Origin of the sequence: Massilia sp. WG5, from assembly GCF_001412595.2 — a bacterium.
Classification (GTDB): domain Bacteria; phylum Pseudomonadota; class Gammaproteobacteria; order Burkholderiales; family Burkholderiaceae_D; genus Telluria.
The window spans coordinates 2,057,105-2,070,992 of the sequence record NZ_CP012640.2 but is presented as its reverse complement, the minus strand read 5'-3'; the positions used below and the strand labels follow the sequence as shown (position 1 = coordinate 2,070,992).

Annotated in this window: 12 protein-coding genes; 7 read left to right on the top strand and 5 right to left on the bottom strand. The window is 62.8% G+C overall.

The window, feature by feature from the left end:
- Positions 1-78: 78 nt before the first annotated feature.
- From AM586_RS09190 to AM586_RS09175, 5 genes are all read right to left on the bottom strand, one after another.
- Complete coding sequence (locus AM586_RS09190) at positions 79-822, bottom strand: helix-turn-helix domain-containing protein (protein ID WP_229412957.1); 744 nt, start codon at positions 820-822, stop codon at positions 79-81.
- Positions 786-1,229: an alpha/beta fold hydrolase gene (locus AM586_RS28790; RefSeq protein WP_229411080.1), complete on the bottom strand. Its 444-nt coding sequence runs from the start codon at positions 1,227-1,229 to the stop codon at positions 786-788. The genes AM586_RS09190 and AM586_RS28790 overlap by 37 nt, the downstream gene beginning before the upstream one ends.
- On the bottom strand, positions 1,127-1,696 hold the full coding sequence (locus AM586_RS09185) for an alpha/beta fold hydrolase (RefSeq protein ID WP_052233386.1): 570 nt from the start codon (positions 1,694-1,696) through the stop codon (positions 1,127-1,129). The genes AM586_RS28790 and AM586_RS09185 overlap by 103 nt, the downstream gene beginning before the upstream one ends.
- Positions 1,697-1,706: 10 nt before the next feature.
- On the bottom strand, positions 1,707-2,075 hold the full coding sequence (locus AM586_RS09180) for a nuclear transport factor 2 family protein (protein WP_047823588.1): 369 nt from the start codon (positions 2,073-2,075) through the stop codon (positions 1,707-1,709).
- A gap of 84 nt (positions 2,076-2,159) precedes the next feature.
- Positions 2,160-2,714, bottom strand: a complete 555-nt coding sequence (locus AM586_RS09175; protein WP_047823590.1) for a PRC-barrel domain-containing protein — start codon at positions 2,712-2,714, stop codon at positions 2,160-2,162.
- A 1,014-nt stretch (positions 2,715-3,728) separates the two neighbouring features.
- Between AM586_RS09175 and AM586_RS09170 the strand changes: the two genes are divergently transcribed.
- From AM586_RS09170 to AM586_RS28080, 7 genes are all read left to right on the top strand, one after another.
- A complete protein-coding gene (locus AM586_RS09170) occupies positions 3,729-4,565 on the top strand; it encodes an endo alpha-1,4 polygalactosaminidase (RefSeq protein WP_060567048.1) in 837 nt (278 codons plus the stop codon).
- Positions 4,562-8,146, top strand: coding sequence for a tetratricopeptide repeat protein (locus tag AM586_RS09165; protein ID WP_162600533.1), 3,585 nt, complete (start codon positions 4,562-4,564; stop codon positions 8,144-8,146). The genes AM586_RS09170 and AM586_RS09165 overlap by 4 nt, the downstream gene beginning before the upstream one ends.
- A 116-nt stretch (positions 8,147-8,262) precedes the next feature.
- Positions 8,263-9,573 carry a PelD GGDEF domain-containing protein gene (locus AM586_RS09160; protein ID WP_047823624.1) on the top strand — a complete coding sequence of 437 codons (1,311 nt, stop codon included), beginning with the start codon at positions 8,263-8,265 and terminating at the stop codon, positions 9,571-9,573.
- Positions 9,570-10,583: a hypothetical protein gene (locus AM586_RS09155; RefSeq protein WP_156328127.1), complete on the top strand. Its 1,014-nt coding sequence runs from the start codon at positions 9,570-9,572 to the stop codon at positions 10,581-10,583. The genes AM586_RS09160 and AM586_RS09155 overlap by 4 nt, the downstream gene beginning before the upstream one ends.
- Complete coding sequence (pelF, locus tag AM586_RS09150; RefSeq protein WP_109370452.1) at positions 10,573-12,081, top strand: GT4 family glycosyltransferase PelF; 1,509 nt, start codon at positions 10,573-10,575, stop codon at positions 12,079-12,081. The genes AM586_RS09155 and pelF overlap by 11 nt, the downstream gene beginning before the upstream one ends.
- Positions 12,078-13,457, top strand: coding sequence for an exopolysaccharide Pel transporter PelG (gene pelG / locus AM586_RS09145; RefSeq protein WP_229411084.1), 1,380 nt, complete (start codon positions 12,078-12,080; stop codon positions 13,455-13,457). Before pelF ends, pelG begins: the two co-directional genes overlap by 4 nt.
- 113 nt (positions 13,458-13,570) lie before the next feature.
- Positions 13,571-13,837 carry a hypothetical protein gene (locus tag AM586_RS28080; RefSeq protein ID WP_156328128.1) on the top strand — a complete coding sequence of 89 codons (267 nt, stop codon included), beginning with the start codon at positions 13,571-13,573 and terminating at the stop codon, positions 13,835-13,837.
- Positions 13,838-13,888: the final 51 nt, after the last annotated feature.

Here is a 13,888-nt window from a genome sequence, read left to right as displayed (position 1 = left end):
TGGGATGGGGGCGGAATGCGACGAAACGCGTTTGCGCCGCGCGAAACGCGGTTCCGGCGGCGCGAAACCGCGGCCGGTTCAGCCGCCGAAGCGGGCCCGGAACCAGTCCGCCGTCGCCGCATCGGCCGGGAAGAAGGATTCCAGGCGCAGCTCGTGCACCGTCACGTCGTGCGGCGTGCCCAGGGTCGTGATGGTGGTGAACAGGTTCAGGCGGACCTCGTCGCGCGCGATCTGCAGGGGCAGGAAGGGCAGCGCGCGCCGCTCCAGGTTCGGCACGTGGCCGGCGGAGGGCATGCCGGGCAGGGCGGACAATTCGGCCAGCAGTGCGGTCGCTTCGCTGCCCGGCCCGTCGGCCATGGCCTCGCGCTGGATCCACAGCAGGCTGTCGGCGCACACGGCTTCCCAGTTGAGGAGGTGGCGGCGCAGGCCGTCGGGGCTCAGCATCAGGCGCAGCACATTGATCGAGCCGTCGCGCGGGATCGGCGCATCCGGCGGCATGCCGAGCAGCCAGCGCATCAGGCCGGCGGCGGGCTCGTTGAACATCACCAGGTTCCACAGGCGGTCGACCACCAGTGCCGGGAAGGGCGCCTGCTGGCGCAGCATGAATTCGAGCGCCTGCATCACGCTGGCCAGCTCCGGATCGGACAGGCTGCGCTCCTGGTAGGCCGGTGCGAAGCCGGCCGCCAGCAGCATCGCATTGCGCTGGCGGAGCGGCACGTCGAGCGCAATGCCGAGTTTCAGGATCAGCTCGCGGCTCGGCTGGGAGCGGCCGCTTTCCAGGAAGCTCAGGTGGCGCTGCGAGACGCCGCTGTCCGCCGACAGCCGCAGCTGGCTGACGCCGCGCCGCGTGCGCCAGTAGCGCAGCGCGGAGGCGAAGTCATTGAAGTAGCCGGCGTCGCCGCGGCCAAGCTTGTCGTCCATGTCGAAGCCTCCTGTCCGGTCGCGCCAATGTAGCCGCCCTGGCCGATGAATTCAAGCAGCCCGGCATTCACCTGGCCGACGTGGGTCGGGAACATGCCGTGCGCGGCACCCTCGATGACGCGCAGGCGCGCATCCGGGATCAGCGCGGCGCTGCGGCGCGCGGTCAGGTCGAGCGGCGCCGAGACGTCGCGGTCGCCGGCCACGATCAGCACCGGCACCCCGATGGCGCGCAGCTCGCCGGCCATGTCGGCGCCCTGGACCGCGGCATGGCAGTCGTGCAGGGCCTGCAGCGATTTGTCGAGGACCATCGCCGCCAGCAGGCCTTGGTGGTGGCGTTCGCACCAGGGAGCGGTGGGAAACCCAGCGCAGGCTCGATGTTTTCCTCGATCCAGAGCGGGTAGTCGCGCAGCAGCTGCCGGCTGCGGAACTGCTCCAGCAGGGCGATGCGCTCGACGCGGCCGGCGCTGCCGAAGCGCGTCAGGCAGCGAACGATCTCGTTGCAGCCCATCGAGTGGCCGACCAGGGTGTCGAAGTCGTAGCCGCCGGGATCGCTGGAGCGGCCGTGGCCGCGGCGGTCGAAGGCGATGCAGCGCAGGCCGCGCCGCTGCAGGGCCATCATCTGGTAGCCCCATGAGCCTGAGGCCATCGACCAGCCGGCGACGAACAGGACCGGCCTGGCTTGCGGGTGGCTGCCGGGCCAGTCGCGGTAGAACAATTGGACGCCATTCGCGGTGGCGACGGTGTTGGGGCCGAGGACGCGGGCATGCGCTGTCATGGCGTCCTCCTCAGGCCGCGTCGAGGAAGCCGGTCACCCGGACCAGGAGGCCGTCGTCGTCCATGTGGGCGATGTCGCTGCCTTGCGCGACCGGGGCGCCGCCGTCGGGCGCGAGGGTCCAGGAAAAGCGGACCACGTCGCTGTGTCCGTCCGGGGTGCCGTGGAGGCTGAAGCGGTGGCCCGGGAACTGGCGCTGGGCAGCGCCAATCATGGCGTCGATGCCGTCGATGCCGCTGCCGCGCATCATCGGGTCGGCATAGCTGGCGCCGGTGGCGAACAGCTGGGCGATGCGGGCGCGCCGGATGATGTCGTCGCGCTCGTTCCAGATCGCGAGGTAGCGCTCGGCGATGATGCTGGCGTGGCTGGCTGCGTGGTTCATGCTGGTCTCCTGTGGTGGGTGAGTCGATGGAGACCAGTGTGCCCGGCGACGCGCGGCGCGGCGATTACGTCCCAGGTAATCGCGTCAGCCGATATTGCTGCCGCGGATGTGGCTCAGGTCCTTGTCGTCGCCCTGGTTGCCGGCGCGCGGATCGGCGCTGATGCCGCTGCCGGAAGCGAGGTCGCCGGCGCCCGCGCCGCGCGTCGCCACGTCAGGGCCCATGCTCGGCGCGCCGCTGCGCTGCGGATCGGTGCCGTAGAAGCTGTGGACCTGGTTGGTCCACTGGACGTCGGCCATGTCCGGCCAGGCATCCTTGTTGAAGCCGGGGGCATTCTTCAGGCGTTCCTTGTCGATGTCCAGCACGAAGCGCTTGTTGACGGTGTCCAGGTGCAGCGCCTGCCACGGCACGGCGAACAGTTTCTCGCCCATGCCGAGGAAGCCGCCGAAGGCCAGTACCGCATAGGCGACCTGGCCGGTGTTCATGTCGAGCATGATCTCCTTGATGTCGCCCAGGTCGTCGTTGGCGCCGTTGACGACGCTGTCGCCGAGCAAGGTATCCGCGCCCATCAGGGCGGGGCCGGGACCGGCGCTGCCGGTGTCCTTGTACATGCCGTACTTGTCGCGGTCTGCATAACTCATGCTGCTCTCCTTTAAAGTAAGCGCCCATCCCGGCGTCCGGTCAAGTTAGAGAGGAGGCGGCATAAGCATTTGACTTCGATCAATAGTGCGAAACGGCGCTTCTTAGTATGCGCGCTTCTCCTTTTTCACGGAGCCATCTAAAACACGCGCGTTATATTTGGGAAAATGATATTTCCTTATTTCTTTATTTCTTTATTGATGGTCCGTGAAGAAAATGTGACGGCCCATCCAATGTGCATTGTTATCGGCTTTATGTATCACGCATGACAAAGTTAAATCGAGCTTGAAGGTGTTTTAATCTATTTTCCTGATCGAATTTTCTTTTCGTGAATCGCGCTAGTAATTAAAAAAATGATAGATAAATATTGAACAATTCATCTTGTCGATATCGTGCATTCCTTCCTTATGCTGTGAATCCCGGGACTTGTCTGCTCAGCATAATCAAATGCGTTCAGATCGCAGTAAGAAAAGAAAATTTATTTTATCTTGGCTCTGAATGGAATATGAAGCCACTAGGACGACGCTTTTTAATGGCATAAGTAAATACTATTGCCATAAATGATTTTTCGGAATTTTAATGTTTATTAGAAACTTTATGTAATTTGTTGCTTCTTTGTCCAGTACTTTTGCCTATCTTGGGTAGATTTTTGGAGGAGATGGGCGATGATTGTGTAATGAAAATTTTTCTTAACATTTGTAAATGTTTTTTATAGAAATTAGTTTTCTAAATTCATCGTTGTTTTTCGCCGAATAATTCCGGTTTAAAGTTTCCCGAAACCTCTTGCACTCAAATTGGGCGAGTGATAACTTGTTGTTGAACGTTTGAGAATTGATGTTAAGTGCGACACAGCAAAATATTAAATCTTTTCCTGCGTAACTGATCCGTTGCCACGGGTTGGCTGAAAGAGAAAAATGAATCTCGTTTCCGGCATTTTAAACAGGTGCAGGGGGGCGTCCTATCGCCCTCGTCGCTCCAGGTCCTTTTCTTTCCGAATTCCGGGGAGGAGAAGTGCTTTGGATCGATCGATCGTCCTGGCGAAACTCGTTCCGGGCGTATTAATCCTGTTGGGATGCTCGATTACGCGTCCGGAAGCGCCCACGGTGGCTTTCTTTTATGGCCGGCCGGTGCCCATAAAAGCGTTGTCGCATTACGATTATGTGGTTCTCGAAGCGGAGAACCTGCCCAGCCTGGACGCCTTCGGCTCCAACCGTCCTGTGATATTTGCCTACCTCAGTATCGGCGAGGCGGAAGGCTGGCGGGCATCGGCTGGCGAACTTGATTCGAAGTTGTTTCTCGGGAAAAACGCCGCATGGGGTAGCCGCATTGCCGATCTGACCCAGCAGGGCTGGACCGAATTCCTGATCGAGAAGCGCATCAAGCCGCTTTGGCAGCAGGGATTCCGGGCCTTCTTCCTCGACACCCTGGACAGCTACCAGATTCCGGTCAAGGATCCCGAAGGAAGAGCACTCCAGGCACGTGCCCTGGCGAATATCGTCCGCGAGATTCACGACCGTTTTCCCGGCGTACGGCTGTTGCTGAACAGGGGATTCGACATCCTGCCGGATATCGGCCACCTGGTAGACGGGGTGGTGGCGGAATCGCTGTTCCAGGGATGGGATGCGACGTCCGGCAAATATGTCAAGGTTCAGGAATCCGACCGGACATGGTTGCTGGCCCAGCTGCAGACCATCGGTTCGCGTTACCGTCTTCCGGTCACGGTGATCGATTACGTATCGCCCCTTGAACCCGGGCTGGCTCTGGATACGGCAAAGCGCATCCGGGAGCTGGGTTTTGCGGCATGGGTCGCCACGCCCTCGCTCGATACCCTCAGCGTCGAGCCGACAAAATGAGCGCCCGGCCTACAGGTACTGGCGCAAAGCCGCGCCATCTGATTCCTTCCTCCGTGGTGCTGGCGTCGACGGTGGGCTTTTGCGGCGCCTTGTACTTCCTGTTCCCGGATTCGCACCGCACCCTTGACCTGGCGGCGCGCCATCAGCGCGATGCGCTGTCGATTGCCTATCTGCGGGTCCTGCTGCGAACCGATCCGGATAACTATCGGATCCGCTATTCGTTGGCCAATGAACTGGCCGAGACCGGCCAGTGGGAAGAAGCGCGCCGCCTGGTCGCTCCGCTGGCCTACGGCACCGCGCCCTCGGTCCCGGAGGCGCGCCTCGCGCTATTGCACATTGACCGGGCAATGATGCGGCAAAGCCTGGCGTCGGATCCGCGACGGACCGGCATCCGGGCCGGCATCGCCGAGCATATAGAAAAGTTGTTGTCGCTGCCGGTCGCGCCGAAGGCATTGGAAACGCTGGCAGAGGCCAGTCAGGAAATCGATCGTCCGGACCTGGCGGCGCGCGCCCTGCAGCGCCTTGCGGACCTGAATCCGGCGGGCCGGCGGCATTGGCTCGAACTCACTGCGCGCAACTGGCTGGCGCACGGACAGCCCCTCAAGGCCGCGATCGTCTATCGCACGATCGCCATGTCCGATGGTCAGACCATGGCGGCGCGGCGCAATTACGTCATGCTGGCACTCGACAATTTTGTGGCCTCAAACAATGGCGCTGCGGCGCTCGCCTTTGCGGATGAGATGCTGGGCCAGTTCGGCACCGATCCGGTGTTTCTGGATCGTGCCCTGGTCATCGCACAGACGCAAAACGACGTTCATCGCGCCCAGCGCTTCGGCCGTCCCCTGCTGATGCTGTCGCCCGAGGCGGTTCCGGCGCTCGAACGGCAACTGGATATCGAGCTGTCGGCCAGCGCGCTGCCGGAAGCCATGGTGCTGGCCACGCGGCTGGTGGCATTGGCGCCTGACGTCCAGCATCGTACGCGGCTGGCGCAAATAGCGGACTGGAACTCGTCCCAGGAAGTCGCGATGAAGCAATGGGCAATACTTGCCCTCGGCAATCCGTCGGGTGCCGCCATGGAACGGGCCCTGCAGATTGCGCACGCGCGCGATGAGGACAAGCTGTGGCTGGAGCTGATCGGCAAGGCCACGCATGACCGGGACCTTACGGCGGGCGAGCAGGCGACCCTGCTGGCAATCGCACAACGCGCCTCCTCGTCGCGCGACGTGGTGGATTTTCTGTCCGCGTACTGCGCCCGCCGGACCGCACCGGTCGAACTATGGATTGCCTTGAGCGAGGCCCAGGTCCTCACCGGCGACCTCGATGCGGGAATCGCGACGCTGCGGCGTATGCCGCCGTCGCTGATCGGCCCGGTCGAGGCTGCGCGGCGCGAAGCGATACTGCTCGAACGGGCCGGCCGGCCCGGCGACGGGCTGGCGCGACTGCGTACCGTCCGCGCCCAGGCCGGTCCCGGGGACGAGCGCTACCTGGTACTGCTCGGTAACCTGGCGTGGCAAGCCGACAGCCGTGCCGAAGCCGTACATGCCTATCAGGCGGCCTGGAAAGGAAACACGGACCAGGTGCATGTGGCCGAACGCTTGATCGAAGCCGATAACGCGCATGGCGAATATGAGGGCGCCATCGCGGTCGCGCGCGAGGCCTATCGCCGGTTCGACGAGCCGCGCTGGCTGCTGCTGGCGATGGATAGCGCATCGCGCGCGCAGCGGTGGAACGACTTGCGGGCGCTGCTGGCCAGCGCCAAGGACAAGCCCGGACAGTTCGAACAGCTCGAGATGTACTGGTTGCTGGCCGGGCGCCTTGCGCAACATGATGGGAAAACGGCGGCCGCGCGCACGGCATATCACCGGGCGCTTGCGCTCAATCCCGCATCCGTGTCCGACCGGGTCAACCTGCTGTGGTTTGAAATCGATGACGGCGACCCTGTCCAGCTGAGCGGGCTGATCCAGAAGTGGGAATCCGAGGCATCGACGGACCCGGCCTACTGGGCGCCTTATGCCGCAGGCCTGAAGCGCCTGCACCGGAGCAAGGAGTCGCTGCCATGGTTCGAACGGCAGCTTCGCGCCAAGCCCGATGAGCCTGCATGGACGCTGGAATATGCCGAGGCCCTCAGCCAGGCAGGCCGCGGCGACGATGCCGTGGCACTGCGCCGCGCCGCCTATGAGCAGCTGCGTCCGCAGTTCCAGAAAGCGCAGCAGCTCGGCACCCCCTTGGCGCCGCCGCTCATGCTGTCGTATGCGGGACTGGTGCGCGAGTTCGAGGGCGACGCCGCGGCGCAGGGATTGTTGATCGACATAATCCAGCAGGGTAACAGTTCCGGCCCGATGCGTGAATTGCTGGTGGACTCCCTGCTGGCGCAGAAGAAATACGATAGCGCCCGCAGCTGGTTGCAGCGCACGCGCTTCGACCAGGGCGCGCTGCCTGCGCGCCAGTACCTGGCGCTTGCCCAGGTCGACAACGACCGCGCGCAAATCGCGGCGATTCTCGACTCGCCGTCGTCGCACCTTTCCGCGGTCGAGCGCGTCAGCGGGCTGCAGCAGCTCGGACGTAATACCGAGGCCCTGCAACTTGCCGAGGCCGCGGCGCGGGACTCGGAAACGGCCGACAACCCCTGGCTTGCGGAGATGACGACGCAACTGCGCTGGAAGCAGAGCAAGCGCGGCGGCATCGTGGCGGAAAAGCGGCAGATCGGCAATCTCGATCTGCGGATGCTGGAACTTAACGCCGGTATGCCGGTCGGGGACGCACGCGCCACCGTGAAGGCTGCCCGGATGACGCTCGGCGGTTCGAGCGCCGCTTTCCTCCGCGATCGCAGCGAGGAAGATCTGTCGGCCGCGGCGGAATGGCAGCTCGCCGACGGGGATGCCGGCATCACCGTCGGGACGAATCACCGGCGCCAGGATTCCCTGTTCTACGGCCGGGCCGAATGGACAGGCCAGCTCGGCCCCGCCGCCAGGCTGCGGCTCGGCGGCTCCGCGAATATGTTGAGCGAGGAATCGGGCCTGATGAGGGCAATCGGCAAGAAGAGCAAGCTGGACAGCTCTGTGACGATCGACCTTGGCGATTCTAGGTATGCACAACTCGGCATCGCCGGTCAACGCTACGCCACACGCGACGGCGAAAGGCTCGGCAGCGGGTATCGCCTCGAAGGCGGCGTAGGCACCAGTTTCCGCCGCAAGGACCTGATCTGGCAGGTGAGGCTGAGCGCCAGCTGGGAACACAACCGGCTCGCCGACTCCCTGCCTGCGTCACTGCGCGGTGTCGTGCCGCCCTCGACGCTCGTGAGTGAGATCGTGCCGCAGAAATTCGCTTGGGCCGGTGTCGGCAGCACCCTGTTCTTTGGCGACCAGGACAGCGTTCCCGGCCACTGGCATGGCCTGGTCGACGGGATCCTCGGGGAGCAATGGCCCGATCGCCGCCTGGGCTACAGCGTGCGCGCCATGCTGGCCGTCCCGCTCGCGGCGCGCAACGAATTACGTTTCGAAGCATTTCACAGCAACGTTCGCAGCAATGTTACTGCAGCCTCGAACAACGGTATTCGTTTTTCCTATCAACATCAATTTTGAACGATCAATGCTTGCAGATTTGGCATGATCACAAGGGGAGACGAAAGATGATGTCGAACACAGCAGGAAATACCTCACCCTGGTGGGAGCCGGAAGGGACGCTCCGCAGTGCATGTGTGGAAATCGTGATCCTCGCGGTCGTCGTGCCGGAAGTCCTCGGCTTGTTGCGTCCGGAATTGGCCGATGCCCTGGTTCCGCTGCATGTGCTGGTGCCGACCCTGTTCGCCATACGCTACGGTTTCGTTGGCGGCGTCAGCGCCGCGCTGCTGTTGACGCTGGTGTCCTTTCAGCTCTCCTACTACCCGCCCCATGCCATCGCGCATTTTCCGAAGTTCGAGGCCGCCGTATATCTCGTGGCCGCAGCCATCGTCGGACAATTCCACGACCATTGGTGGCGCAAGCTGCGGGACATGCGGGCGCTGGCCGCCCAGGACAGGCTCCGCCTGGCGCAGTTCGCCTCCAGGCTGCATCTGCTGCAGGCATCGCATAGCGAACTGGAGCGTCATTTGGGCGCCACGCGGACGAGCCTGCGCGCCTCTTTGCAGCGCCTCAAGGAGCAACTGGCAAAATCCAGGGGGAATGCCGAACAGCCCCTGGCCGGCATCGGCACCTGTCTGCTCCAGATCCTTGCCGAGTCGTGCCATGTGCATGCCTGCGCGGTGTACGAGATCAAGGATCGCACATTGTCCAGCTCGCGGCCCGTGGCTACCTTTGGCGGCGCCGCGGAACTGTTGCCGACGAATCCCTTGTTGCGCGAAGCCTTGACCAGCGGCCGGGTCGTGAGCGTCCGCGCCAACGACGACGGCGTGGAACAGGCCATCGCCGTGGTGCCCCTGGTGGATTCCCTGGGCCATATCCATGGGGTGGTCAGCATCACCCATATGTCCTTTATCGCCATCCACCAGCACACCTTCGACCTGATGGACATCATCGCGCGGCAGGCCGCCGAAATCCTGTCGAGCCACGTCGACCTGTTCGCCACCGTCGGCGACCGCAGGATGCTCCTGGGCCGTCTCAGGCATGGGATGAGCATGGCGAATTTCCAGGGCATGAGCCTGGCGATCGTGACCCTGAAGATCGTCGAGCCTGCCAAATCCGAACAGTTGCTCGTCCGGTGCCTGGAAGTGTTTCGAGGCATCGACCAGCCGTGGTACTGCCGGGACCGCCATAGCCATCCGGTGGTCGTCATATTGATGCCGACACCGGGAGAAGACGCCGTCCACGCCCACCTGGACCGTCTTCGGGATCACGTGGCGGAACTGCACGGCCGCCGGATCGCCACTGAAGGCATCCAGGCCTCCTTTACCGTACTGCAGGACAAGCAAAGCGTGGAAGAGGCCTTGTCGATCACCTTGCGCGGCTGCGATATGCAGGTTCCGCAGGCCCGGCCCTATCTCGTCGAGGTGTTGAAGGAGAGAGTGTCGTGATTTTTTCCTGTATCGCATTGGCGATGGCATTCGCGATGGATGTCTTCGGTCTTTTCCTGCTGGTGGCGATGCGCGCCACGGTGGCGGCGCCGCTTGGCGTCATCGCTCTGCATGCGGGGGCCTGCCTGCTGGCGACCTGTGCGCTGCCGAGCCTGTTCCCGGCGGCCTATCGCTCGATGCCGCGTTGCGGATGGTTTTTCCTGTGGCTGGTCGCGTTTTCCACGCCGGTGCTCGGCATGCTCGGCCTGGTTCTGGCCCTGGTGCCGGCGCTTCGGCGGCAGCGAACTCCCGTGTGTCGGGCCGAATGGCTGCATTCGAATGTCAGCGAACGCTTCGACACGGGCGCGAGCCCGGGCCGTGCAGGGGCGATCAACGGCGACCGTTGCCTGATGGGCGTCCTGCGCTGCGCGCCCGGGCGCCATAGCCGCCTGCGGGCGCTGATCGCCACACTGTCCCTGGACGCCCAAGGCGCGGCGCCGCTGCTGCGCATCGGCCTGCTGGACCGTGACGATGACGTCCGGCTGCTGGCCTACTCGCTGCTGACACGTAAGGAGAAAGCCATCGAAGAGCGCATCGGAAAATCCTTGCGCCAGGTCGATAGCGAGGCGAAGGAAACGGTCCTGGCTGCGCACCGCGCGCTTGCCTACGATTACTGGGAGCTGGCGCTGCTCGGCGGCGGCGGCGGGGCGACCGCTTTCCTGCTCGAACAAGCCAGGGAACACGCACAAGCGGGTATCGCGATGGAGCCGCGACAGGCGTGCCTGCAGCTTTTGCTGGGACGGATACTGTTGAAGACGCGCCAGCTGGAGGCGGCCCGCGCCGCGCTGCTGCATGCGGCCGTGGGCGGTGTCGCCATCGACAAGGTTGCGCCTTTCCTCGCCGAGATCGCTTTCCATCGTGGCCAGTTCAGGCAAATCGGCACGCTGCTGAACATGGGCAAATCCAGCGATCAGGTCTGGCGGCTTCGTTCGGCATCCGCTTACTGGAAGGAGCGGTATCGTGCATGCTGATACTGTCCAGGCTGACGTCACCCTGCTGCTGGAAGGGACGTATCCCTATGTCCGCGGGGGCGTGTCGTCCTGGGTGCATGAGCTGATCACCGGCCTTCCCGAACTCCGTTTCTCACTGGTTTACCTTGGCGCCACTGCGACCTCGGCCGAAGAAGTGCCGCAATACAAAGTACCGAAGAACGTGGTCGCGCTGCACCGGTATTTCCTGATGGGGGAGGAAGAGCTCAGGGCGGCGCCATGCGCCGGCAATCCGGCCTATTTCGAGAGCAATGCCGCGCTGCACGAATGGTTCCGCAACCCGGCCGCGCCGCTCGACGAGCAGGTCTTCGATGGCGCCGTGCTGCAGGGCGGGCGCGCCACGGCGACCTGCATAAAGGAGTTTTTCCATAGCGAGGCGGCATGGGCGGAGATCCTGCGCAACTATCAGCGTAACTGCCCGGATGCGTCCATGCTGTCCTATTTCTGGACAGTCCGTAATACGCATGCGCCTTTGCTCCGGCTGGCCGGTATTGCGCGTACCATCCCGGCGACGAGGATGGTCCACGCCGTCAGTACGGGCTACGCCGGCTTGCTTGGGGCGATGCTGCAGCGCCTGACCCGGCGCCCATTGATCCTGACCGAGCATGGGATCTATACCAAGGAACGTCGAATCGAATTGCTGTCGCTGTTCTTGCGCGAACGGCAAGGATCGCTCGACGCGATGCCGGCGGATGGTCTCGAGCTTCACGAACAGTTATGGCTGCGGCTGTTCGAAGGCATCGGTCGCCTGGCCTATGCTGCCGCCAACCCGGTCATCTCCCTTTACGAACAGAACCGCCAGCGCCAGATTGCCGATGGCGCCGATCCGGCCCGGACCCGCATCATTCCGAACGGCGTCAACGTCGAGCGCTATGCGCCGCTCAGGGAAAAGCGCCCGGACCGGATCCCGAACGTGCTGGGACTGATCGGCCGTATTGTCCCGATCAAGGATATCAAGACCTTCATCCGTGCGGTTCACCTGCTGTCGGCCAGGTTGCCGGACATCGAAGGCTGGCTGGTCGGGCCGGAAGAAGAGGATCCGGCCTATGTCGACGAATGCCGGGAACTGGTGCGCACGCTTCATCTCGAGCGGCATATCAAATTCCTCGGGTTCCAGCGCATCGACGACATCCTGCCCCAGCTTGGCTTGATGGTGTTGACGTCCATTAGCGAGGCTTTTCCCCTGGTCATCGGCGAGAGCTATGCCAGCGGCCTGCCGGTGCTGACCACGGATGTCGGCGCCTGCCGCGACCTGGTGGAAGGCAGGGGCGCCGAAGACCGCGCGCTCGGCAGCGGCGGGAGCATCGTGCCGATCTCCGATCCCGACGCGCTGGCCGTGGCCGCTTACGAATTGCTGAGCGATCCGGCGCGCTGGCATGCTGCCCAGCGGGCGGGCATTCAGCGGGTGGAGCGTTATTACCGCCAGTCGGGCGTCATCGACGCCTACCGCGACATCTACAACACGATTGGAGGCGCATGATGGCCGGGATCTCGCTCGAACTGCGCCGCCTGATGCGCAAGAATACGGTGTCCGGCATGGTGCAGACATACACCTATGCCGGCCTGGTCGGCAGCGGCCCATGGGTGATTTCGATCATCGCCATCCTGGTCATCGGCCTCTTCACGACCGCCAATCCGGTGCAATCGCTGAACGTGCAGCGCTTCCAGGTATCCATCAGCTACCTCATGGCAGGCTCGCTGATCCTTACGGGACCCTTGCAGATCGTGTTCACGCGCTATGTGGCCGACCGCATCTTCGAAAAGCGCAGCGACCTCGTCCTGCCCAACCTGATGGGGGCGCTGTGCATCACGCTGCTGGCCAGCACGGCTTTCGGCAGCATGGCGCTGCTGTGGTTCGATGGCTCATTCGTCTACCGTCTATGCATGCTGACGAGCTTCAGCATGCTGTCATGCATCTGGATACTCCAGATCTTCGCGTCCGCGATCCATTCTCCCAGTGCGGTGGTGCTCGTCTTCGCACTCGGTTATACGATCACGGTCGGCGCGGCCCTGTGGCTGCGGGACTATGGACTGGAAGGCTTGCTGGCAGGCTTCATCGGCGGGCAGGCGACCATGTTTTTCATCCTCTTGAACATGATTGTCAAAGAATTTCCGGCAAAGCAGTTCATTGCATTTTCCTTCCTGCGGAAAACACAGATCTTCCCTACCTTGGCCATCACGGGGCTGTTCTACAACCTGGGGGTCTGGTCCGATAAATTCATCTTCTGGGCCGACACGCTGACGGGGGTCCAGATCATTGCGCCACTACGGGCCTCGCCGATCTACGATTTCCCGATCTTCCTCGCCTATCTTTCGATCATCCCCGGCATGGCGGTGTTTTTTGTGCGGATGGAGGTCGATGTCGCGGACCAGTGCCATCGCTATTACAAGACCGTGACCAAAGGCGGTACCTACACGGCGATCCTGGAAGAGAAGCGCAAGCTGGTCGAGGTGGTGACTTCCAGCCTGCTCGACATGGCCAAGGTACAGGTAATAACGACGCTGATCGTGCTGTTGTGCGGTGGCGATATCCTGCGCTGGTTCGGGATGTCGCAGCTCTACCGTCCCCTGTTCAGCGTCGACCTGATCGCTGTCGGCATGCAGTTGGTCGTGCTGGCGATGCTCAGCGTCTTTTTCTATCTCGACCGCCGCAAGCTCGCCCTGGCGCTATGTGTCCTGTTTTTCGCGGCAAATACCGCGTTCTCCCTCATGAGCCTCTACGCAGGCCCCCGATTCTACGGCTATGGCTTTGCGGTAGCGGTATTGCTGACTGCGATTCTCGGCGCGTTTTCCCTGTCGAGAACCTTCGAACGACTCGAATACGAAACCTTCATGCTGCAAACAATGAAATTTTGATTATGCCCTGTCGCCGGTGCATGCACCGGTGACGGGCAGCAGACGCACATGGCGGTATCGGGCCGGCCGTGTGATTTACCGACTATCCGGTCGGCTCATCCAAGGAGGTGAATATGTCCATGAAATCCTATCCCCGTCGGCTTGTTGCGCAGGCCCTGATCGGCGCCGCCCTCTGCATTGGCGGCAGTTACGCTATTGCCGCGAATGGCGGTACGGAAACTGCGCAGGCTGCGAACGCTGCGAACGCTGCAAACGCTGCAAACGCAAATGACGAGATGCCGGCAAAAGGACGGCAGCACAAGCCTGTAAGGGCGAAAGTGGCCCACCCGCTGCCGTCCACCAAACCGCAGCGCGCTGTGAAGCAATTAAAGCAGAAATGACGGGTAACGACCGACTGTATGCATTGAATATATCGCCGCCAAGGAGTACAG

Bases quoted from the DNA above. Each gene is read 5' to 3' on its own strand.
- AM586_RS09165 (WP_162600533.1), top strand. From the start codon at position 4,562: ATGAGCGCCCGGCCTACAGGTACTGGCGCAAAGCCGCGCCATCTGATT.
- AM586_RS28790 (WP_229411080.1), bottom strand. From the start codon at position 1,229: ATGGTCCTCGACAAATCGCTGCAGGCCCTGCACGACTGCCATGCCGCG.
- AM586_RS09175 (WP_047823590.1), bottom strand. From the start codon at position 2,714: ATGAGTTATGCAGACCGCGACAAGTACGGCATGTACAAGGACACCGGC.
- AM586_RS28080 (WP_156328128.1), top strand. From the start codon at position 13,571: ATGTCCATGAAATCCTATCCCCGTCGGCTTGTTGCGCAGGCCCTGATC.
- AM586_RS09185 (WP_052233386.1), bottom strand. From the start codon at position 1,696: ATGACAGCGCATGCCCGCGTCCTCGGCCCCAACACCGTCGCCACCGCG.
- pelG (WP_229411084.1), top strand. From the start codon at position 12,078: ATGATGGCCGGGATCTCGCTCGAACTGCGCCGCCTGATGCGCAAGAAT.
- AM586_RS09180 (WP_047823588.1), bottom strand. From the start codon at position 2,075: ATGAACCACGCAGCCAGCCACGCCAGCATCATCGCCGAGCGCTACCTC.